Annotated in this window: 27 protein-coding genes and 1 pseudogene; 10 read left to right on the top strand and 18 right to left on the bottom strand. The window is 61.9% G+C overall.

The annotated features are described in order from the left end of the window. The coding region (locus ACIQ17_RS09815; protein WP_398467897.1) for an NAD-dependent protein deacetylase at positions 1-676 on the bottom strand (676 nt) is incomplete at its 3' end. A gap of 163 nt (positions 677-839) precedes the next feature. Here ACIQ17_RS09815 and ACIQ17_RS09810 point away from each other — a divergent pair. Beyond that, positions 840-1,001 carry a hypothetical protein gene (locus tag ACIQ17_RS09810; RefSeq protein WP_398467895.1) on the top strand — a complete coding sequence of 54 codons (162 nt, stop codon included), beginning with the start codon at positions 840-842 and terminating at the stop codon, positions 999-1,001. Positions 1,002-1,198: 197 nt separating this feature from the next. Further along, positions 1,199-1,582 (top strand): NUDIX hydrolase, encoded by a 384-nt coding sequence (locus ACIQ17_RS09805; RefSeq protein WP_398467893.1) that lies wholly within the window; start codon positions 1,199-1,201, stop codon positions 1,580-1,582. Positions 1,583-1,592: 10 nt separating this feature from the next. On the opposite strand, the gene fahA is transcribed toward ACIQ17_RS09805, so the two are convergent. From fahA to ACIQ17_RS09785, 4 genes are all read right to left on the bottom strand, one after another. Next, complete coding sequence (gene fahA, locus ACIQ17_RS09800; protein ID WP_398467891.1) at positions 1,593-2,861, bottom strand: fumarylacetoacetase; 1,269 nt, start codon at positions 2,859-2,861, stop codon at positions 1,593-1,595. An 824-nt stretch (positions 2,862-3,685) separates the two neighbouring features. Continuing rightward, complete coding sequence (locus ACIQ17_RS09795) at positions 3,686-6,943, bottom strand: error-prone DNA polymerase (RefSeq protein ID WP_398467901.1); 3,258 nt, start codon at positions 6,941-6,943, stop codon at positions 3,686-3,688. A 2-nt stretch (positions 6,944-6,945) separates the two neighbouring features. Beyond that, positions 6,946-8,466 carry a DUF6504 family protein gene (locus ACIQ17_RS09790; RefSeq protein ID WP_398467889.1) on the bottom strand — a complete coding sequence of 507 codons (1,521 nt, stop codon included), beginning with the start codon at positions 8,464-8,466 and terminating at the stop codon, positions 6,946-6,948. Next, complete coding sequence (locus ACIQ17_RS09785) at positions 8,387-9,139, bottom strand: ImuA family protein (protein WP_398467887.1); 753 nt, start codon at positions 9,137-9,139, stop codon at positions 8,387-8,389. Before ACIQ17_RS09785 ends, ACIQ17_RS09790 begins: the two co-directional genes overlap by 80 nt. A gap of 176 nt (positions 9,140-9,315) precedes the next feature. On the opposite strand from ACIQ17_RS09785, the gene ACIQ17_RS09780 reads away from it, so the two are divergent. Genes ACIQ17_RS09780 through dinB form a run of 3 tightly spaced genes read left to right on the top strand, consistent with a single transcriptional unit; the run spans position 9,316 to position 11,754 of the window. Beyond that, positions 9,316-10,038 (top strand): SOS response-associated peptidase, encoded by a 723-nt coding sequence (locus ACIQ17_RS09780; RefSeq protein WP_398467885.1) that lies wholly within the window; start codon positions 9,316-9,318, stop codon positions 10,036-10,038. A gap of 43 nt (positions 10,039-10,081) precedes the next feature. Further along, a complete protein-coding gene (locus tag ACIQ17_RS09775) occupies positions 10,082-10,630 on the top strand; it encodes a hypothetical protein (protein WP_398467883.1) in 549 nt (182 codons plus the stop codon). Between the two features lie 20 nt (positions 10,631-10,650). Then, positions 10,651-11,754, top strand: a complete 1,104-nt coding sequence (gene dinB, locus ACIQ17_RS09770) for a DNA polymerase IV (protein ID WP_398467881.1) — start codon at positions 10,651-10,653, stop codon at positions 11,752-11,754. Positions 11,755-11,867: 113 nt separating this feature from the next. On the opposite strand, the gene ACIQ17_RS09765 is transcribed toward dinB, so the two are convergent. From ACIQ17_RS09765 to ACIQ17_RS09750, 4 genes are all read right to left on the bottom strand, one after another. Next, entirely contained in the window at positions 11,868-12,077 is a 210-nt protein-coding gene (locus ACIQ17_RS09765) for a DUF2934 domain-containing protein (RefSeq protein ID WP_398467879.1), read from the bottom strand. A 74-nt stretch (positions 12,078-12,151) separates the two neighbouring features. After that, positions 12,152-12,391 carry a hypothetical protein gene (locus tag ACIQ17_RS09760; RefSeq protein ID WP_398467877.1) on the bottom strand — a complete coding sequence of 80 codons (240 nt, stop codon included), beginning with the start codon at positions 12,389-12,391 and terminating at the stop codon, positions 12,152-12,154. A 31-nt stretch (positions 12,392-12,422) separates the two neighbouring features. Then, a complete protein-coding gene (locus tag ACIQ17_RS09755; RefSeq protein ID WP_398467875.1) occupies positions 12,423-12,587 on the bottom strand; it encodes a hypothetical protein in 165 nt (54 codons plus the stop codon). 23 nt (positions 12,588-12,610) lie between these two features. Next, positions 12,611-12,763, bottom strand: a complete 153-nt coding sequence (locus tag ACIQ17_RS09750; RefSeq protein ID WP_398467873.1) for a hypothetical protein — start codon at positions 12,761-12,763, stop codon at positions 12,611-12,613. A gap of 144 nt (positions 12,764-12,907) precedes the next feature. Between ACIQ17_RS09750 and ACIQ17_RS09745 the strand changes: the two genes are divergently transcribed. Beyond that, positions 12,908-13,834, top strand: a complete 927-nt coding sequence (locus ACIQ17_RS09745; protein WP_398467871.1) for a Ku protein — start codon at positions 12,908-12,910, stop codon at positions 13,832-13,834. Positions 13,835-13,839: 5 nt separating this feature from the next. Beyond that, the gene (locus ACIQ17_RS09740; protein ID WP_398467869.1) at positions 13,840-14,289 is read left to right on the top strand and encodes a DUF1810 domain-containing protein; all 450 of its coding nucleotides are present in this window, start codon (positions 13,840-13,842) and stop codon (positions 14,287-14,289) included. Position 14,290: 1 nt separating this feature from the next. Here ACIQ17_RS09740 and xth read toward each other — a convergent pair. Then, positions 14,291-15,060, bottom strand: a pseudogene (xth, locus tag ACIQ17_RS09735) (exodeoxyribonuclease III). Continuing rightward, the gene (locus tag ACIQ17_RS09730) at positions 15,057-15,395 is read right to left on the bottom strand and encodes a hypothetical protein (protein WP_398467899.1); all 339 of its coding nucleotides are present in this window, start codon (positions 15,393-15,395) and stop codon (positions 15,057-15,059) included. The pseudogene xth and the gene ACIQ17_RS09730 overlap by 4 nt, the downstream one beginning before the upstream one ends. A gap of 145 nt (positions 15,396-15,540) precedes the next feature. Here ACIQ17_RS09730 and ACIQ17_RS09725 point away from each other — a divergent pair, with 145 nt between their 5' ends. From ACIQ17_RS09725 to ACIQ17_RS09715, 3 genes are read left to right on the top strand one after another with little or no spacing between them, the layout of a single operon-like run. Next, positions 15,541-15,942, top strand: coding sequence for a DUF2177 family protein (locus tag ACIQ17_RS09725; protein ID WP_398467867.1), 402 nt, complete (start codon positions 15,541-15,543; stop codon positions 15,940-15,942). A gap of 11 nt (positions 15,943-15,953) precedes the next feature. Further along, complete coding sequence (locus ACIQ17_RS09720; protein WP_398467865.1) at positions 15,954-16,163, top strand: hypothetical protein; 210 nt, start codon at positions 15,954-15,956, stop codon at positions 16,161-16,163. 31 nt (positions 16,164-16,194) lie between these two features. Next, complete coding sequence (locus ACIQ17_RS09715; RefSeq protein ID WP_398467863.1) at positions 16,195-16,593, top strand: hypothetical protein; 399 nt, start codon at positions 16,195-16,197, stop codon at positions 16,591-16,593. 26 nt (positions 16,594-16,619) lie between these two features. Here ACIQ17_RS09715 and ACIQ17_RS09710 read toward each other — a convergent pair whose 3' ends face one another. From ACIQ17_RS09710 to ACIQ17_RS09680, 7 genes are all read right to left on the bottom strand, one after another. Continuing rightward, the gene (locus ACIQ17_RS09710) at positions 16,620-17,285 is read right to left on the bottom strand and encodes an HAD family hydrolase (protein WP_398467861.1); all 666 of its coding nucleotides are present in this window, start codon (positions 17,283-17,285) and stop codon (positions 16,620-16,622) included. A gap of 17 nt (positions 17,286-17,302) precedes the next feature. Continuing rightward, the gene (locus ACIQ17_RS09705) at positions 17,303-17,488 is read right to left on the bottom strand and encodes a hypothetical protein (protein WP_398467859.1); all 186 of its coding nucleotides are present in this window, start codon (positions 17,486-17,488) and stop codon (positions 17,303-17,305) included. Between the two features lie 77 nt (positions 17,489-17,565). Further along, entirely contained in the window at positions 17,566-17,994 is a 429-nt protein-coding gene (locus ACIQ17_RS09700) for a pyridoxamine 5'-phosphate oxidase family protein (protein WP_398467857.1), read from the bottom strand. Between the two features lie 137 nt (positions 17,995-18,131). Then, positions 18,132-18,284, bottom strand: coding sequence for a hypothetical protein (locus ACIQ17_RS09695; RefSeq protein ID WP_398467855.1), 153 nt, complete (start codon positions 18,282-18,284; stop codon positions 18,132-18,134). 135 nt (positions 18,285-18,419) lie between these two features. After that, positions 18,420-18,587, bottom strand: a complete 168-nt coding sequence (locus ACIQ17_RS09690) for a DUF2934 domain-containing protein (RefSeq protein ID WP_398467853.1) — start codon at positions 18,585-18,587, stop codon at positions 18,420-18,422. Positions 18,588-18,704: 117 nt separating this feature from the next. Continuing rightward, positions 18,705-19,703, bottom strand: a complete 999-nt coding sequence (locus ACIQ17_RS09685) for an SDR family oxidoreductase (protein ID WP_398467851.1) — start codon at positions 19,701-19,703, stop codon at positions 18,705-18,707. 196 nt (positions 19,704-19,899) lie between these two features. Next, positions 19,900-20,259, bottom strand: a complete 360-nt coding sequence (locus ACIQ17_RS09680; protein ID WP_398467849.1) for a DUF4440 domain-containing protein — start codon at positions 20,257-20,259, stop codon at positions 19,900-19,902. Positions 20,260-20,391 lie beyond the last annotated feature (132 nt).

The raw sequence follows: 20,391 nt of genomic DNA, 5'->3' as shown, positions 1-20,391 counted from the left end.
AGCCGGAATAGACCATCAGCGACGAACCGACCACCAGCATCGCATCCGAGCTCTCCAGTCGGTCGCGCGCCTCATCCACCACGTCGCGCGGCACCGTCTCGCCGAAGAACACCACGTCGGGCTTCAGCACACCGCCGCAGACGATGCAGGACGGCACATCGAAGGCTGCGAAATCATCGCGCTCGAGATCGGCATCGCCATCGGGGGCATCCGGTGCATCAAGCGCGAGCCACGCAGCATTGCGATGACCGAGCTCATGCTGAAAATCGCTGCGCGGCATCTTTCGCTCGCAACTCATGCAGCGCACCTGATCGAGACGACCATGCAGATCGATGACACGCTCACTGCCCGCGCTCTGATGCAGGCGGTCGACATTCTGCGTGAGCAGGATCTCGCTGCGGCCTGCAGCTTCAAGGCGCGCCAGCGCATGATGCGCATCGTTCGGCTGTGCCTGCCCGAAGCTGCGCCAGCCGATCATGCTGCGCGCCCAGTAACGCTTGCGCGTCGCGTCACGCGTCATGAAACTGTCATATGTAACGGGCGGCGTGCGCTTCCAGTTGCCATCGCTGTCACGATAGTCGGGAATGCCCGAATGCGTGCTGCAGCCCGCGCCGGTCAGCACGAACAGGCGCTGGTGACGCGCAACAAAGTCTTCGAGAATTCCCTTTTCAATCATGACGTTGATCTATGTCGCCTTGATCGAATGTCCAGCTGCATCTGTGACAGATCCATGACGATAGGTAACATGAACTATTCAAAAATCATTCATGCCGTTGCGGGTTAGACGATCGGTCTGCTAGAATACCTTCGCGCAACGAGACCAACCCGTAGAGTGAGTTATGACCCTACACACCAAGAATGCCTCCCCCTCGCGCGAGCAATTCATGCAGATCGTCAAGGACGAACTCGCCAAGTTCGAAAGCGCTGAGCGCGAACTTCGCAAGAGTGCCAAGCAGGATCGCGTGAGAGAGCTCAAGCTGCCGGAGGAACTGGCTCACTAGGTGACGTGATTTCGAGATCGAAGTTCCACAGCGGGCTTCATGCAACTCCCAAGGCCACCGTTCCGGTGGCCTTTTCTTTGGCAGCAGCCTGCCGCTTTAAAACACACGACAACACTACCTCTTCGCTGTATTTCACATTCCTTTCATCAAGCCTCGTTAGCGAGACTCACTGAATTTCAAGAAAATGCATTGAGGAAATGGCGAAGTCATCGAAGCTGGTTGCGACCAAGCGCGGGAAAATTCTTCTGGTCCGGCGCTGCAAGGATGGTCTGTGGATGTTTCCCGGCGGACGCAAGCTGCCGCGCGAGAACGATAAGGTCTGCCTGCGTCGTGAAATCAAGGAAGAACTGCCGAAGCTGAAGCTCGGCCGCCTGACGCTCTGGAAAGAGGTCAAGTCGACCAACCGGCATTCCGGCCGCAAGATGAGCGACTCCATCTTCATTGCCGACAAGGCCACCGGCCATCTCGATATCGGCGACAAGAAGGAGATCGACCGCGCGGTGTGGCGCAAGCCACGCAGCGGCATGCGGCTGACACCCACCTCACGCTACATCCGCGACAAGCTGTTTCCGCGCGCGTGAACCGCACCGGTTATCGGGGCGGAATGATCGTCCCGGCCACCGCGCCAAAACCGACGCGATAGCCGTCGCCCTGGCACCAGCCGCGGATGGTCAGCGTATCGCCGTCGTCGAGGAATGTGCGTTGACCGCCGCCGGGCAGGTCGAACGGCTCCGCGCCGTTCCACGAGATTTCGAGCAGGCTGCCGCGCTGGTCCCTCTCGGGCCCGCTGATGGTGCCCGATCCCAGGAGATCGCCTACGCTCATCGCGCAACCGCTGGAAGCGTGGTGCATCAATTGCTGCACTGACGACCAGTACATGTATTTGAAATTGGTGCTGCAGAGCGCCGCGGGCTTCGACGCCCCCGGGGCGCGCAGATCGACATCGAGCCGCAGGTCGTAATTGTTCGCGCCCTGCTGCTGCAGGTGCGGCAGCGGTAGCGGCTCCTGCGCCGGCCCGTGCAGGCGAAACGGCTCCAGCGCCTCGCGCGTCACGATCCACGGGCTGATGGATGTGGCAAAAGCCTTGGCGAGGAACGGCCCGAGCGGCACATACTCCCATTGCTGGATGTCGCGGGCGCTCCAGTCATTGAGCAGGACGAAGCCGAAGATCATCGCCTCGGCTTCCGCCTCGGTGAGCATGCCGCCCATGGCCGAGGGCTGGCCGACGACAACCCCCATTTCCAGCTCGAAATCGAGCCGCTTGCAGGGCCCGAACGTGGGCGCGGCTGCATCCGGCGGCTTCAGCTGGCCGCGCGGGCGATGCACGTCGGTGCCGCTGACCACCACCGTGGAAGCGCGACCATTGTAACCGATCGGCATATGCAGCCAGTTTGGCTGCAACGCATTGTCCTTGCCGCGGAACATCACGCCCACATTGCTGGCGTGCTCCTTGGACGAATAGAAATCGGTGAAGCCCGTAACCTGCAGCGGCAGATGCAGCGTCACATCGGCCAGTGGCAGCAGCGCCCGCTGCCGTAGCCCGGCATTGTCGCGCAGTTCCGGATGATCATGGCGCAGCAGCTGGCTGATCCGCGCTCGCGTCGTGGTCCAAAGCTCCGGCCCGAGCGCCATGAAGGCATTGATGGAGGGCTGCGCGAAGACGTCCGTTGCACCTTCGAGATCGATCAACCCTTCCGTTTCGAGCAGCGCCAGATCGAGCACGCAGGCGCCGATGGCAACGCCGACCCGTGGCTGCGTCCCGACGGTCGAGAACACGCCATAAGGCAGATTCTGGATCGGAAAATCCGATGCCGGGTCAATCGCGAGGAAGGAGCGGAGGGATGGATCGTTGGGATGCATCGAGGACGACACCGGCTTGGCGAGCCTATGGTGCCCAGGGGCGGGTTGTCCCCAGCGACCATCAACGGCAACAAAAACAATGACTTAGAGCGACCGCGTTCGAGCTCTGTGTATCACTGAAATGTAGCATTGTCGATCGCGGAGCGGGTGTGAGATTTCGTTCAAGACCAACCGGTGCGGTCCCGCGCGGTAAGGCAGATCGCAAACGCTCGTACAAACGATCAGCGCTCCATAACACCTGATGTGGAAACACAATGAACGCTCAAGTATGGCGTGCATAGCCAGCCCCCTATGGGCTTCGCGCTTCAGGCTAGTCAGGCCATGGGGAGCACGCGGACAAGGCCGAATGGCATCGGCAAAAGCTGACAGCATCAGAGCTGAAAGCAGGAGTGGGCAACGGTTGTAATTCCCGACCCATAGCAGATGCGCGGTTGATGGACGTGCCGCGTGTCAGCCCCGTCGCTGAAGCGGCGCGTAAATGGCCCACCGGGCGACCCGGGCCTGCCTGTCATAAGGCGCGCTTATCCAAATACTGACCGACGGCGTGGCTCCGAGTTTCGTGGCACCCTTCGCAAGCAGCTTCGCCTCGCAGGCGAAGCTGTGCCCTGCGGTCACAGAAACCTCCCTCAAACGTTCACCAAGTTTCGACAGACCGGCGGACAATTTAAGTCCGCCGATCCGACATCTATCCTCCACCAGTGAGCGCTTCACGCCGTTACCGGTCGATCACGGTCGAGCGCCCCAAATGCAACGCCAAGAACCCGCTCAGCGCTTCGATCCTCGCCGGGCGCAACAAGCTCCTTTTTCAGGACGCAACACTTGATCTATCCAAAGTTTCGCGGCTTGAGACGTAGACTGTCGATGTGAAGGTCCGGGATATAGATGTCGCGCGTGCGAAGTCCTTTGGGCGGAAGTCCGCGCGCGTCCGGCGAGCCCCCATGGTGGAATTCATCGCCGCGCCCGCGGGGCAGCGGGAAGTTCTCGTCGCGATCGCTGACGCCGGCGAGATCCGCCGATAGGTCGGTCAATTGCCGCACCACGAGATGGACGACCTCTCCCTCCCGCTGGATGCGTCCCTGGACTGCGATCATCGATGCGCCGAGGATGATCCGGCGCTGGCGCTCGTAGAGCGAGGGCCAGATCACCAGATTAGCCACGCCGCTTTCGTCTTCGATGGTGATGAACATGACGCCCTTCGCAGAACCCGGCTTCTGCCGGACGAGGACGATCCCCGCTGCCGTCAAACACTTGCCGTCGCGGGCCGACATCGCTTCCGCGCAGGTGACGATGCGCTTCGCGTTTAAATCCTCTCGTAAGAACTCAACGGGATGAGCCCGCAAAGTGAGCCCCACGTGCCGATAGTCCTCGACGACCTCGCTGCCGGCGGTCATCGGCGAGAGTTTGACTTCGGGCTCGACGATTTCCGCGACCGTGCGACGCTCCCGTTCGGCGGCGGCAGCGAACAACTCCAGCGGCTCGTCACGCAGCGCCTTGATCGCCCATAGCGCTTCCCTTCTCGCCAGACCTAAGCTCTCCCGCATGCCGTCGGCTTCCGCGATCTCGACCATCGAAGAGACGGGAACGCCCGTCCGACGCCAGAGGTCATCGATCGACGAGAACGGCTCGTCGGCCCGTGCCGCGACGATGGCCGCCGCATCCTTGTTCGCCAGGCCGCGCACCATGCGCAGACCCAGGCGGACGGCGAACGTCTCGTCGTGTGCCGGCTCGAGCGTACAATCCCACCTCGAGGCATTGATGCAGACAGGCCGGATCTCGACGCCGTGCTCGCGCGCGTCGCGCACGATCTGCGCCGGTGCGTAGAAGCCCATCGGCTGCGCGTTCAAAAGCGATGCACAGAACACGTCCGGATGGTGGCATTTCATCCACGACGACGCGTAGGCGATCAACGCGAAGGATGCGGCGTGGCTTTCCGGAAAACCGTAGCTACCGAAGCCTTCGAGCTGGCCGAAGGTGCGTTCGGCAAACTTCTGGTCGTAGCCACGCTCCACCATGCCGTCGATCAGCTTGGCCTTGAACTTGGAGACGCCGCCGGTGAACTTGAACGTGGCCATGGCGCGGCGAAGTTGATCGGCTTCGCCCGGCGTGAACCCGGCGCACTCGATGGCGACCCGCATCGCCTGTTCTTGAAACAGCGGCACGCCGAGCGTCTTACCGAGCACCTTTTCCAGTTCGGGCTTTGGATAGACGACGGCCTCCTTGCCCTCGCGGCGGCGCAGATATGGATGGACCATGTCGCCCTGGATCGGGCCAGGCCGCACGATGGCGACCTCGATGACCAGATCATAGAAGGTTCGCGGTTTCATCCGCGGCAGCATCGACATCTGCGCGCGGCTCTCGATCTGGAAGGTTCCGAGCGTGTCCGCCCGCCGGATCATGGCGTAGGTTCGAGGACACTCCGACGGGATCGTCGCAAGGTCATGCCGGATTCCCTTCGCGTCGGCGAGGAACTCGAACGCCCGCTTCATGCAGGTCAACATGCCCAGCGCAAGGATGTCGACCTTCATGAACTTCAGCGCATCGATGTCGTCCTTGTCCCACTCGATCACCTGACGATCCACCATGGCGGCAGGCTCGATCGGCACCAGCTCGTCGAGCCGGTCGTGGGTCAGCACGAAGCCGCCCGGATGCTGCGAAAGATGCCTTGGAGCTCCGATCAGTTCACGGGCAAGTTCGAGTGCGAGGCGGAGGCGGCGGTCTCCGAGATTGAGGTTGAGCTCTTCGGCATGCTTGGCCTCGACGCCCTCCTCCGACCATCCCCACACCTGGGACGACAGCATCTTGATGAGGTCTTCGGTCAGTCCGAGCGCTTTGCCGACATCGCGCAGCGCGCCCTTGGCCCGGTAGCGGATCACGGTGGAGCAGAGCGCGGCATGATTGCGGCCGTAGGTTTCGTAGACCCACTGCATCACGATCTCACGGCGTTCGTGCTCGAAATCGACATCGATGTCAGGCGGCTCGCGACGCTCCTCTGATACGAAGCGCTCGAACAGCAGATCGTTGCGGCCTGGATCGATCGAGGTGATGCCGAGCACGAAGCAGACGGCGGAGTTCGCCGCCGAGCCGCGTCCCTGGCAAAGGATGTCGCGGCTGCGCGCGAAGCGGACGATGGAGTTCACCGTCAGGAAGTACGGCGCATATTCCATGCGCTCGATCAGGCGCAGTTCGTGTTCCAGCTTTCCGATGACCTCGTCCGGAAGTCCTTCCGGATAACGGTCCGCAGCCCCCTCCCAGGTCAGCTTCTCCAGCGCCTGTTGCGGCGTTAGCCCCGGCATCGTCCGTTCTTCCGGATACTGGTAGGCGAGTTCGTCCAGGCTGAACTGGCAACGGTTCGCGATCTCGACCGTGCGATCCACCGCTTCCGGATAGCGCGGGAAAAGGCGCGCCATCTCCTCGGGCGGCTTCAGATATCTGTCCGCGTGGCGTTCACGCCGGAAGCCGGCGTCGTCGATCGTGGCGCCATGGCGGATACAGGTCACGACGTCCTGCAGGATGCGTCGCGACCGGTCGTGGAATAGCACGTCGTTGGTGACCACCGTGGCCACGCGGTAGCGCTGAGCCAAGCCCGAGAGTTCATGCAACCGCAACTGATCGTTCGGTCGCCGGCGCAGCGTGAGCGCCAGATAAGCGCGGTCGCCGAACACGTCCCGCAGCCTTCGGAGCCGCAGCGCGCATGCGTCGTCGGCCTGTTCCGGAACGAGGACCGCGATGAGCCCCTGCTGCCAATCGACGACGTCCGTCCATTCGAGCACGCATTTCGCCTTGCCGCCCCGCTTCTTGCCGATCGACAGCAAGTGGCACAGGCGGGAATAGGCGGGACGGTCGGTCGGATAGACGAGTAGCGACGTACCGTCGGCGAGATCCAGGCGACAACCGACGATCAGACGCGTGCCGGTCGCCTTCGCAGCCTCATGGGCCCGGACGATTCCGGCGAGAGTATTACGGTCGGCCACCGCGACGGCCTCGATGCCGAGAATGGCGGCCTGGGAGAATATCTCTTCGGCCGAGCTTGCCCCTCGCAGGAACGAGAAGTGCGACGTGCATTGGAGCTCGGCATATCGCATGGTCATGCGAAAATCCCGTGCAGGAACCACTTGTGCGATCCGGTCGCGGCATCCTCTCCGTCACCGGCGCGGTAGATCCAAAACCTCTCGCCGCTCTCATCCTCGACACGGAAGTAGTCGCGGACGGCGACAAGTTCGGCATCGCGCTTCCACCACTCTCCGAAAACCCGTTCGGGACCGTCCGCACGTTTCACCCGCCGGCGGATGCCGCGCCAGGTGAAGCTCACGGGCGGATGATCCGGCAGAAGTGCCACGGTCTGGATTGGCTCCGGAGATGAAAGCAGCCGCGAAGGCCGCGGCCATTCCGCTGGCCAGACGATCGCCGTCGCCGGTGCGTTTGCGGCCACGCGCACGAAGGCGCGTTCCGGAACGTCGCTCTGCGCCGGCGCCATCCGGAACAGCGACTGCGAACCCAGCCGGTTGGCGAGGATATCGACGAGATCCGTGACGTCCGGCGGCGCAGCCTCGATCAGCGACGAACTCGACTGCACTGTTGCGAATGGTTGCACCGATGTCGCCGCAAGCCGCAGTATTTCGATGCCGAAGCCGGGATCGATCGTTTCTATCTTGTCGCACAGAAGGCGCGTGAGACGTCGCACATCGCGCACCGGTTGCGCCGTGCCGACCCGAGCAGCCTCTATGCGGCCGTCGATGAGATGACAGACGAGATCGACACGGAGAGCGCCGAGCCCGCGCTCCTCCAGCGCGGCGCTCAATTGCACGACCAGCTTGCCGACATAGCGTGCGATGGTTTCCGCGGCGCCGATCGGCTCGACGAAGGTCCGCTTCACTTCGATCATCTCCGGCGGCCGGATCGGATCGATAGGCTCCGAAGCCTGACCGACGGCCTGGTCGAGCCTTCGCCCGACCAGAGGCCCGAACCGCAACGCCAGCGGCGCGCGCGGCGTCGCCAGCAGATCGCGGATGCATCCGAAGCCGAGCTTGCGGAGATCATGAACCATGTCCGACGGCAGCCGCAGCGCCGCGATCGGCAACCGCTCGACTGCTTCTCGCGCGGTCCCCGCCGGCGCTATCACGCTCTCGTCGGCAGCGAAGCGCGCCAGCGCATGCGAAGCGCCCCAGGTGTCCGATATGGCGATTCTTGCCATGATGCCTGCCTGGCGCAGCCGCCTGCCGACGTCAGCGGCCATCGCAGCCTCACCACCATGCAGATGGTCGGCTCCCGTGGTGTCCATGACGAGACCATCCGACGTATCGGCCGCCACTACAAGCGAATAGCGCAGCGCCCACGCAGCCAGCCGATCAAGTGCCTTGGCATCCGCTTCAAGATCGGCGTGCTGCACGATGAGATCCGGAACGAGGGCCTGCGCCTTGGTCCCCGGCATCCCCGCCCGTAAGCCGACGACGGCCGCAGCGGCGTTGACAGCCGTCACGATCCGCTGGCGGCCGTGTTGGTCCACAAGGACGAGTGGTTTGGCGCAATCAGGCGCGGCGGCGCCCATCGCCCGCATCATGCGATCGATCGGCCAGGTCGGCAGGTAGATCGAGACGACCCTCGGCATCGCAGGCTTCCACAACGAAATCCGCGCTTTCACCGGCGCGGCATCGGATCAATTCAAGAAGCCATCTGGCCCTGCCGACGCCTGGGACCGGCAACACCTCGGACGGGAGCGCCGAGACCCGCCACCGCGTCACCGACGAGGTCGGCTGGCCGAAATCGGCCGCTTCCGTCTGACGCCGCCAACGCCGCACGGCGATCGCCATCGTTCCGGAAGCTTCCGCCGCCAGATGGAGGCGGCGCGACGACGTCATCGACAGACATGACACCTCGGCGACCACTGCTCCCAGACCACCGTGTCGCGCCCCTTCCTCGAAGCTCGCCAGCAGCGCCTTCTCGTCGCCCGTCTCAACGTAGATGACCCGCTCAGGCCCCAGGCCTGCTTGAGCAAGTGCTGCGGCGAACAGGTCATGCCGTGTCACACACCATAAGACCTGACCCTTCGTCCGCGCTGCGATCCCCGCCGCGAACAATGCAGCCGCAGCGCCATCGACGGCCCCATTGCCGCCGCCAGCGACTTCGTGGAGCGCGCCGATCGCAAGCCCTCCATCAGGCAGCCTTTGGTCGATCGCTTTCACCCCGAACGGAAGAACGGACCGCTTTCGTGTGGTCGCGCCCTCCAGTCGTCCAACACGCGCGCGCAGATCGGCCAGAACGTCCGATGCGGCCCCTCTCATTCGCCGTGATCCCAATGCTGAATTGATTGTTCATGATATGTTCCATAGATGGAGCAGGAGTCAACGTGACTTTCACTGCGCTCGATAGGTGATTTTTCTCAGTCGATTGAATCCGCTGACGAATTGCGCTGACATAAATTTTTCGCGCTCGATCCACGAGCAAAAGGATACCGCCGGTGTGCAACCTCTATTCGATGACGAGAGCGCAGGACGCGATCCGGCAGCTCTTCGCGGTCACGAAGGACTCGACCGGCAACCTGCCTTCCATGCCGGGCATCTTTCCCGACAGGATGGCGCCGATCGTCCGGAACGCCGACGGCGGTCGTGAGCTCGCGATGCTACGCTGGGGCATGCCCTCGTCATCGCAGGCGATATTCAAGAAGGCGACGACGCGTGCAGAGAAGCTCGCGGCGAAGGGCAAGCAATACGACTTCAAGGAACTGCTCCGGATGGAGCCCGACAAGGGCACGACCAACATCCGGAACACGACGAGCAAGCACTGGAAGCGGTGGTTCGGCGTCAAGCACCGCTGCATCGTGCCGTTCTCGTCGTTCAGCGAGTTCGACAAGGTCGCGAAACTCGACGTGTGGTTCGCGCTCGACGAGACCAGGCCTCTCGTCTGCTTCGCCGGTCTCTGGACGAATTGGACATCGGTCCGGATTATCAAGGAGGGCCAAACCACCAACGACCTGTTTGCGTTCCTGACGACGGATCCCAATGCCGAGGTGCGCGCCGTCCATCCTAAGGCGATGCCCGTCATCCTCACGAAGCCGGAAGAGGTCGACGTCTGGATGAATGCTCCTTGGGACGAAGCCAAGGACTTGCAGCGACCGCTGCCCGACAGCGCGTTGCAGATCGTCGCCCGTGGCGTGAAGAACGATGGCGTCTCCGAAGAATGACTCATGCGTTCGCGCATGATCTCCCGAACGACGAAAGATATCAGTGCCAGTCTCCCTGCTGAACGCTCTCCAGGCCTACAAGGCCAGTCCGGACCCGCGCGTAGCGCTTGCCAACACGGTCGCACTCGTCATCGCGGGCAACCAGCCGTTCTATCCATTGTATCTGCACGCAATCGTCGGCCAGTCCGCCTGGCCAGCGTGGATCACGCTCATCACGATGCCCATCTTCGCAGTCGTGCCTGCGCTCTCCCGGCGCAATTCGCTGATGGGCCGCGCCCTGCTTCCCACGATCGGCACGTTGAACGGCATACTTGCCGTCAAACTGATCGGGACCGAAACCGGCGTCGAACTTTTCCTGCTGCCCTGCATACTTCTGGCAGCGCCGCTGTTCAGACCCGGCGAACGACACGTGATGCTCGGCGTGCTGGCATTGCCGTTCGCCGCCTACTTCCTGCTGGACCCCGCCGTCGGATCACCGTTCGCGACATATAGCGCGGCCGAATATCGGTCCATCATTTCGATGCACGGCTTCAGCGTGGCCTGCCTGTTCGCGTTGATCGGCTTCAGCTTCCAATCTGGAAACAGCACCTAACCGAAATGAGTTCAACCGGGATGCTAGAGACCGACACCGATGATCGACCGATCGCGGCTCAGCCCCGCAAGATCATCCATGTCGACATGGACGCCTTCTATGCATCCGTCGAGCAACGGGACAATCCAGAGCTTCGCGGCAAGCCGGTCGCGGTCGGAGGTTCGCGGGAGCGCGGAGTCGTGGCCGCGGCAAGCTACGAGGCACGCAAGTTCGGCGTACGCTCGGCGATGCCTTCGGTCACCGCGCGGCGCCAGTGCCCGGACCTGATCTTCGTGAAACCGCGCTTCGAGGTCTACAAGGCGATCAGTCAGCAGATACGCGAGATCTTTGCCGAGCATACGCCGGTCATCGAGCCTCTATCGCTGGACGAAGCGTACCTGGACGTCACCGAGAACCTGCAGAACATCCCGCTAGCGCGCGACATCGCGCTGAAGATCCGCGCGAAGATCAAGGAGGAGACCGATCTCAACGCTTCGGCCGGAATCTCCTACAACAAGTTTCTCGCCAAACTTGCCTCCGATCACCGCAAGCCCAACGGCCAATACGTCATCTCTCCGGACATGGGCCCGGCGTTCGTCGAAGGCCTCGCCGTTGGCAAGTTCCACGGCATCGGTCCTGCGACCGCGACCAAATTCAACGCGCTCGGTATCCGTACCGGGCTCGACATCCGCAATCAGACCCTCGCGTTTCTCGAAGCTCATTTCGGAAAGTCGGGGACCTACTACTACTGGATCTCGCGCGGCATAGACGATCGGCCGGTCCGCGCGAACCGCATCCGCAAGTCGGTCGGTGCCGAGAACACGTTCTTCGAGGATCTAACGGAGCTCGACGCCATGATCGAAGCGCTGCAGCCCCTCATCGACAAGGTCTGGCGCCACTGCGAAGCGACCGGAAATCGAGGGCGTACCGTCACGTTGAAGGTCAAGTTCTTCGATTTCGAGATCATGTCGCGGAGCCGTTCGATGCCCGGAGCCGTCGCCTCGCGCGACGATCTGGAGCGGATTTCGGTCGGCCTGCTTGAGGCAACAATGCCGCTTCAGAAGGCGGTTCGCCTTCTTGGCGTGTCGCTGTCGTCGCTCCAGGCGGGAGACAAACTCGAAACCCAATTCGGCCTTCCCATTTGATTCAGGAAGCGCCCTATCGAAAAATGGTTTCTAAGCCGCCCCAAGCGCTTACTCGTCTAACAAAAAGCCCCATGTCGCCCGCGGGGCTTCATCGCTTTCAACTTCCGGAAGCTTCAAACAACCTTCCGTTTGCGTGGTGCAGCAGTCGCCTTTGTCTTGGTCGTCTTGCGGTTAGGCTTCACACTTGCGATCTGTTGAAGCGAAGATTCCAACACAGCTCGCTGTGCGATTAGCCAGAATGACTCCGAGCGATCATCTGGGCGACCGGCGTCGTTCGACATGTGATAGGCGCGTTCGCGAATAGTTTGTTCCATGTCCTGCATCGACGACTCCTTGTGCGATGCGGGAGACGATGGCGAAACGCGGTTAACAAACGGGAAAGTTCGGATATCGGCTGTCAACGACGACGCGCGAATAGCATTCCGCCTATGAACGCGACCGCAAGCATTCCGAGCGGCGCCGCCTTGGTCACATCCTTTAGCATTTCCACGTAGGTTTCCGGCCTCTTGGCTGCTTTCAGCTTCTGTTTGAAGTGCTGTCCGACCTCGTCAACATGGCCGCCGGCGGCGTTCACGGTATCCTTCGCGGCATTGAGCGCCTTGTCGCCAAGCGACTCTCTGTTGGTGTCTTCGCTCATGAGCAACTCCGTTGCGTTGGTTGAGCCGCGTCTATTCGCGCGAAGGCTTCGGTTGGGTCTCGCCGACGGGATCGGACGCCGGAAATGTATCTTCCAATTCCTTGTCGAGCCTCGACTGCTTGCGGTCTTCCTTGATCGCCGTCTTTGGATCCTCAGCGTGTTTGTCGACGGGATCGGGATCGAACTTCTTGGACATCGCGTACCTCGATTCGTGTCGGGTCAATCCAGCGGACGGTCGTCGTCGGTAGGAGGCGAAGCCTCCGGCGTCGCGACGTCACCGTGATCCTCCAAGGGCCCGTCAGGCTTGTTGTCCTTGTCCGACTCCAAACGAGGGTCATCGATGATGAAGGCTGGCGTCTTCCGCAGGATCACCGTCTCTCTCCCGTCAAGTGTGCATTGGGCACCTTGGTACCGTGCCGAGCAGGAAACGCGAGCCACCTCAAAGCGTTCCGGAACGATTCCTTGCAGGCACGCTTGAGTCCCGGTTCCGTTCAGTCAGTTGTGTTGGAGTATACGATGGCCCCGCGCGCCAATTGGAAAGGCTTTCTACGCCTCTCGCTCGTCACCTGCCCGGTGGCTCTGTACCCGGCCACTTCCGACGCGGAAAAGGTCAGCCTAAACCAACTCAACCGAAACACCGGCCACCGCATCAAATATCTCAAGGTCGATGCCGACACGGGCGAGGAAGTCACTAACGAGGACATCGTCAAAGGCTACAAAGTCGATACCGACACTTATGTCGAGGTCGAGAAGGAAGAGCTGGAGAATATCGCGCTCGACTCCACGCGGACGATCGAGATCGACGAATTCGTCCCGAAGGACGACATCGATCAGCGCTACGCCATCCGACCTTACTACCTCGTTCCGGACGGCAAGGTCGGCCACGACGCCTATGCCGTCATCCGCGAGACGATCCGCAGCATGGACATGGTCGCGATCGGGCGCCTGGTGCTGACAAGCCGCGAACACATCATCGCGCTGGAGCCGCTCAAGAACGGCCTCATGGGAACGCTTCTGCGATACCCCTACGAGGTCCGCAGCGAGGAAGACTATTTCGACGACATTCAGGACGTGAAGGTGACGAAGGACATGCTCGACCTCGCACAACACATCGTCCAGCAAAAGACTGCCGATTTCGACCCGAGCAAGTTCGATGACCGCTACGAATCCGCCCTGATCGAACTGATCAATCAGAAACGCGCCGGAACGACGGTGAAGGCACACGGGAAGGCGCGTCCCGGGACCAACGTGGTCGATCTGATGACGGCGCTCAAGCAGAGTTTGAAGGGGAGCTCTTCGGCGCCCTCCCCGGCGAAACCGAAGCGTGTCGCCAAGCGCGCCGCGGGCCAGAAAGAAATGCTGCTGCCGATCAGCGGAAAGAAACCCGCCGCAGCGAACAAAAAAGCGACTGCGCGGCCGGCCAGCAAACGCAAGGCGGGCTAGATCGCATGATGGAGCAAACGAGCAATCGCTTCGACCTGCAACGCTTCGTCATCGCGCAACAGCCCGTCTACGCCACCGCACTCGCCGAGCTGAAGGCCGGCGACAAGCGGAGCCACTGGATGTGGTTCATATTCCCGCAGGCTGACGGCCTCGGACACAGCGCGACGGCGCAGCGATATGCGATCGGCTCGATGGACGAGGCGCGGGCCTATCTCGCCCATCCCCTGCTGGGTACCCGGCTCAGGGAGTGCACCGAGGCGGTGCTGAGCGTGACCGGCAAATCAGCGCACGATATCTTCGGTTCGCCCGACGATCTAAATTTCAGGTCGGCGATGACGTTGTTCGGCGAAGTCGATCGCGGCGGCGCACCATATAAAGAAGCTCTGAAGCGGTATTACGGCGGCGAGCAGGACAAGGCTTCGCTGAAGATCATGGACGCCTGGAAGCAAGCGTAGGTCATTCCAGGACAATCCATGCCGGGGCGTGATCGCTGGCCTCCGGCCTGGCCCGCACTTTCCGATCGACGCCTGCCTTGCGCAGACGATGGGCGAGTTGCGGATCGAGAAAGAGGTGGTCGATCCGCAGGCCGGCATCGCGTTCGAACCGGCCCCGCCAATAGGTCCAGAACGTGTATGGCACCGCTTCGGGATGCATCGCGCGCAGCGCGTCCGTCCATCCTTTGGCGAGCAAGGCCGCCAGCAACTTCCGCGCCTCGGGCTGAACCAGCGCGTCCTTGTCCCACGACTTTGTCGGATAGATGTCGGCCGCCGTCGGCACGACGTTGAAGTCGCCGGCCAGCACGATCGGGGCGCCGGTCTTGCGAAGCGTGGCCGCATGTCGATTGAGACGCTTCAGCCAGGCGAGCTTGTAGTCGAATTTCGGGCCGGGCATCGGATTGCCGTTCGGGGCATAGAGGCACGCGACCACGACTCCCTCGATGACGGCCTCGATATACCGGCTCTGATCGTCTTGGGGATCGCCCGGAAGCCGCCGCTGCGTGACGAAGATCTCCGCGTTGCGCGCGAGGATAGCGACGCCGTTCCACGTCCGCTGCCCGACCCAGGCCGACGTGTAGCCGGCCTTCAACAGTGCGTCCTTCGGGAATCCGCCTGATCGGCCTTGAGCTCCTGCAGACAGACGATATCCGGCTTCGACGACTTCAACCACGCAAGCAGGTTTGGCAGCCGCTTGTTGACGTTGTTGATGTTGAACGTCGCGATCTTCACTGCCGCCTCCGGTTTCCCCTCAACCCCGCAAACCACTCGGCATAGGGCGTGTTCTTGACCATGTGCCGGTTGAGATCCGGCGCGCCATCGTTCCACCAGACGGGTCCGCGCTCGCCAAGCGACCGCTTCGCCTCATCCACCGCCCGATGCGCCGCAGCCTCGGCGGCTGGATCTTCCTGAGCTTTGGCGTCCTTTACCGCCCGGCGCGCGGACATCAGTTCGGCGACGAGCGCCGCTTTCCTGTCTTCAGACAGCCCCGGATCCGCAAGACGCCAGAGCCGACCACGGACGACAAAATACCGGCCGTCGGGCGTGACCGGATGCTGCAATGTCATGATGTCACCGGGAATGCGCTCCGCATTGGTGCCGCGACTGGACAGGCGGGAGCCCCTGCAACGTCGTTCCGTCAGCACCGTTCCATCCGGCGTCTAGCGCCGGAACAGGTCGCGTGTTGTGCCGTTGAGGCGCCACGGAGGACCGATGCGCTATTTGATCGTCTATTTGAGCACGCTCGTCATCATGCTCCCCCTCGACTTCGCGTTTCTAGGCACGGTCGGCAAGAAAATGTATCAATCCCATATCGGCGGGCTGATGCTGGATACGCCGCGGGTGTCGGCCGCGATCCTCTTCTATGCACTCTATCTCGCTGGAATCGTCGTATTCGTGAACGGCGCCCATCCCGCCAACTGGTCGGCGAACTTGCTGCTGGGCGCACTGCTCGGCCTTTTCTGCTATTCGACATTCGCGCTCACAAACATGGCGATCCTCAAACAGTGGCAGTGGTCGCTGGTGATCCCGGACATCGCCTGGGGCATGGTGGTGACGGCTGCGGCCGCATCGCTGGGTGGATTGCTCGCCGGCTGGATTATCTCCCGTGTCTGAAAGGCCGCATCATGTCCGACGCCTACGACTACTTTCGCGCACACGCCGTCGCGGCGGCCTTGAAGGCGAGACGGCTTCCCCGCGGCCGCATCCGCGACAAGCAACGCACCGTCGCCCGCGTCTACCATCTCCTGGCGAAGAAATCGGCGCCGGGCCCCGACAATCAACGCCTCGACGACTATCGTGCTGCACGATTTGCGAACAGTCCGAGAGCGATATGACAGATCAGGTTTGGCACCGAGGAGGATCACGATGAGTGCAAAGGACACAGTCATCGGGACGACCAAACGTTTGGTGGCAGAGATCGTCGGCGACGGCGCCCTCGCGGAGGAAGGTTCGCGGCAAAGCACCGGCGAAGCCGCTCGTCCCGCGCTCTTCGACGGAGATACGACAGTCGCACACAATCCTAAATATGTTGCGACAGCAACCACCGCCGCTCTGGACGCACCAGCACTGACCGAACACGAGCGATACGCCTTGCTGCTGGGGCACGCCGCGCTGAAAGCATGGCCCGACCTCCCGCGCGAAGCTCAGGAGCGGCTGTTCACCGCGGCCGTCGATGATGGCATCATCGCAAATTCACTGGCGGTCTATCTGCACGACCGTCACCCCAGGACGCTCCATCCGTCGAAACCCGCCCAGCTCGCCTGAGCAGTCGCAATGGCGGCGCGGGGGCACTACGGTGTCACGATTACCGATTGTGCGAACCCTGCGAACAAGGCCGCGGGGCCGGCATAGACCGTGACGCATCCGGCCTGCCTGAGCGAAGCTTCCGTGAAGCCGCCGCTCAACACACCGACCGGCGTGATCTTCGCCTTGACGGCGGCCTCGGCGTCATAGGGCGTGTCGCCGATGGCGACCGCGTCCGGCCCCTGCATATCCAGCTTCTGAAGAACAACTTCGAAAATGTCCGCCGATGGCTTCGACCTATCCGCGTCCTCGGACGACGCTTTGACGTCGATCAGATCAGCGATCCCGGCAATCTCGAGATAGGTTTCCAGCTCGTCGCTTTTGGCGGACGATCCGACAGCGACGTGCAGGCCTGCCTCGTGAACGCGTCTGAGAAGATCGGGGACAGCAGAGAATGGACGTAGCAGCGGCAGGTATTCGGACTTGAAACGCTTGCCCCGCCAATCCTCGAGCTCCTTCCCATGGTCGCGCTGCTCATCGGCCGACAAGAACATGGGAATGAGCTTGTCGCCGCCTTTGCCAATCTGAGATCTGGCCCGCTCCAAGCTGACGTCATGACCGAACTTCACCAAGGCTTCATACCAGGCGAGTGCATGCAGATCGACCGAGTCCAGCAGCGTTCCATCCACGTCCAAAATGACGGCTTCGAACATGATAAACTCGCATGCACTTACAGGAAGGTGGAAAGTTCATAGGCCGCAACGGCGAATCCGAGACATCGGCGCCACGGATTGACGCCTCGCGCCATCTCGTCGGCACTCCAGACCAGCAGGCCTCCCTTCATGATGACCGTCAACGCGCCGTTCTGTGGCCACAGCAAAAGCAATATGCCCGCGGCAATCACGATCCACAGCACCAGGTTGGGCGCTTGAATGATCGTGATTGCATCGGTTCTACGATCGCAAAAGAACCACCGCAGGGCCTCTGGAACGGTCAGAGCTTGACCTCGCCCTCGTCACGCCCCTTCCAGTAGGTCACGCGTTTCGCCTTGACCTTGATCAGGACGATGCCCGGCGTATCGACGCCCTTGTCGAACCACTTGTCGAGATCGCTGGTCCAATGCTGTTGGAAGGCCGCCTTGTCCCGAATGAGTTCGGCCGTTCCCTCGACCGCCACGTAGATGCCCTTGGAGAAGAGGCCCGCCTCCGACGAGAAACCGAGCGCCACCTTGGGATCGCGCTGGATATCGGATACGGCACGCGCCTGCTCGTAGCTGAAATAGTACGACGTGCCGTCATAGGCCACGTCACCGTTGTTGCTCATGGGCCGGTTGGCGATCTCGCCGTTCTCGGTGTGCGTCGAGAGAATGGCGATGTCGATACCGGCCATGTCCTGTGCGATATCGGCGAGCGTCTTGGTCATTTTTGGTTCTCCTTGGAAAACAGAGCCGTTGTCGATGTCACGCAAGAGAAGATCGACGTTCTCTCGCAAAGCATCGTGCCGCTTTGATCAGCGCTACGGATCGGGAGGCGCGCGCTATCTTCGTTGAGCCGTCCAAATCAGGTTTTGAAGAACTGTAGCCAGAGAGCGACCATCGCAACGAGAGCCAGCACAACGCTGATCACGAGGACATTGCGCACGGATGGTCCCCGCTCCGCTTGTCGGGCTTCGGTCGGCGTCGCCGTGACCCGTTCGCCTCTGGTATCCGGCATTCAGTCCTCCCTCATGACAGATGTCTCGACGCGAACAAGCTCTCTTGTCGCGGGACGGCTACGACGGAGAGCCGGAAAAGCTCCATAGTTCGCGGACAATTCGCGGCGCTGCCGTCCCGCGGCAACCATCAGGCTTCATTCCGGCATGGGTTGAGGTGTTTGCTCCTCGTTGCCGGGTTCATCCGCCTCCAACTCATTTTTCGCTTGATGCCAAAACTCCTCGGATCGTCCTTCGGGTCTTCCTTCTCTTTCCCAAAGTTTGTGCGCGTGTTCTCGGATTTGAGCATCGGTGACATTTGGCACGGCAAACTCCTTATCTGTCGTCGTTTTCTAATTACCTGCCTTCAACTCGGTTCCTGAACCTGATCGCGCATCGGCTTCCTTGGCAGCGCTTCCAACCGTGGTGCGGCGTCGAGCAGCTTACGGGCTGCCTTTGCCTCCGTTTGCGCCGACGGCCGTGCCGGTCGTGAAGCTGGCCTCATCCGACGCAAGCATCACGTACAACGGCGCCAACTCCGCAGGCTGTCCCGCCCGACCGAGTGGCGTGTTCTGACCGAACTTCGTCATATCGCCCGGCAGTTGACCGCCGGCGACCTGCAGCGGAGTCCAGATCGGACCCGGCGCGACCATGTTCACGCGAATGCCCTTCCCGGCAAGCTGCTTTGCCAGCCCTTTGGTGAAGATGAGAATGGCCCCCTTGGTCGACGCGTAGTCCAGCAGCTCGATCTCCGGGTCGTACGAATTCACCGACCCCGTGTTGATGATCACGGAGCCTGGCTTCAGATAGGGTATCGCTACCTTGCTGATGCGGAACGGCGCGAAGATGTTGGTTTCGTAGGTGCGCACCAACTGCTCGTCGGTGATTTCGCTGATGTCCTTTTTGCTCTGCTGATAGGCTGCGTTGTTGACGAGGATGTCGAGACCACCCAAACCCTCGACCGCGTCGGCGACAAGCTTCTCGCACGCCTCCAGCGTCCGGATGTCGGCCGGAAGAGCCACGGCCTTGCGTCCCGCACTCCGGATCAAGTCGACGACTTCCTTCGCATCGGGCTCTTCTGTCGGGAAATAGTTGATGGCGACATCGGCGCCCTCCCGGGCAAAGGCGATCGCCGCGGCGCGGCCGATGCCGCTGTCCCCTCCGGTCACCAGTGCCTTGCGGCCTGCGAGCCGTCCCGAGCCCTTGTAAGATTTCTCGCCGTGATCCGGCGGCGGGTCCATCTTGCTCGCCAGAGCTGGCCACGGCTGCTTCTGCTCCGGGAAGGGCTCCTTCCGATATTTGGCGCGCGGATCGCGCAGTGCCGCCGTTTCGAGATGCGGAACCTGCTGCGCGGTCGTCTCCTTGTTCGAGAGTGCTAAGGTCGCAAGGCCGACAGCCGTGGTCCCGAGAACGGCGCGGCGGGTTGATCTCTTCTCTGACAATGTCTTCTCCCGGTTGAGACGGTGAGCACCGAGAACATGCGGGTGCGAGAACCGTTCCTGTATGCCAAATCGCTCAGACTGCGACGGCTTGGCGCGAAGCAGGCGACAGTCGCCCCAGGGCCGTTCAGTGCCTCACTTGGCGAAAGCCGGTCCAAGGCGCTGTTCAGGGTCGGAGCGACCATCTCGCGGTCGATTCTCAAGTCTTTGCGGGAGGCGGAAGCGTCTGCTGATGCTGCACCACGTGCCATTTTTCGTGCGAAAGTCGCCGATACGTCGAGGTGCAGTAGGCTTCGTAGACGGATCGATCCCTTGCCGCCACGGCCTTGTACGCCACGACGATCAATCCTTCCTGGGGCCGCATGATCTGGCGCTCCGACAGAGCGACCTTCGACCATCGGGGCGTATCGGACACCGCGTCGATGGCTTGCCGGCCCGTCATGACGAACGGAGCCGCTGGCAGCACCATGAGGCATTCGTCGTCGATAGCGTCGCGATAATGCGCGGCATCACCGGTCCAAAGCCCTTCTTCGAATACCCAAACGCGATGATCGTCCATGGTGCCTCCCATCGTTCTCCGAGTGCAATGAAACGTGAGGCCACCCGTTCCCGAAAAAAAGGCGACGTCCAATGCGCAGATCCGATCGCGGCGCTATAACTGTGCGGCGGAACCAATCATCCGGGCGTCTCT

The organism is Tardiphaga sp., assembly GCF_044340795.1.
Lineage (GTDB): Bacteria > Pseudomonadota > Alphaproteobacteria > Rhizobiales > Xanthobacteraceae > Tardiphaga.
This window is presented reverse-complemented; position numbering and strand designations above follow the sequence as displayed.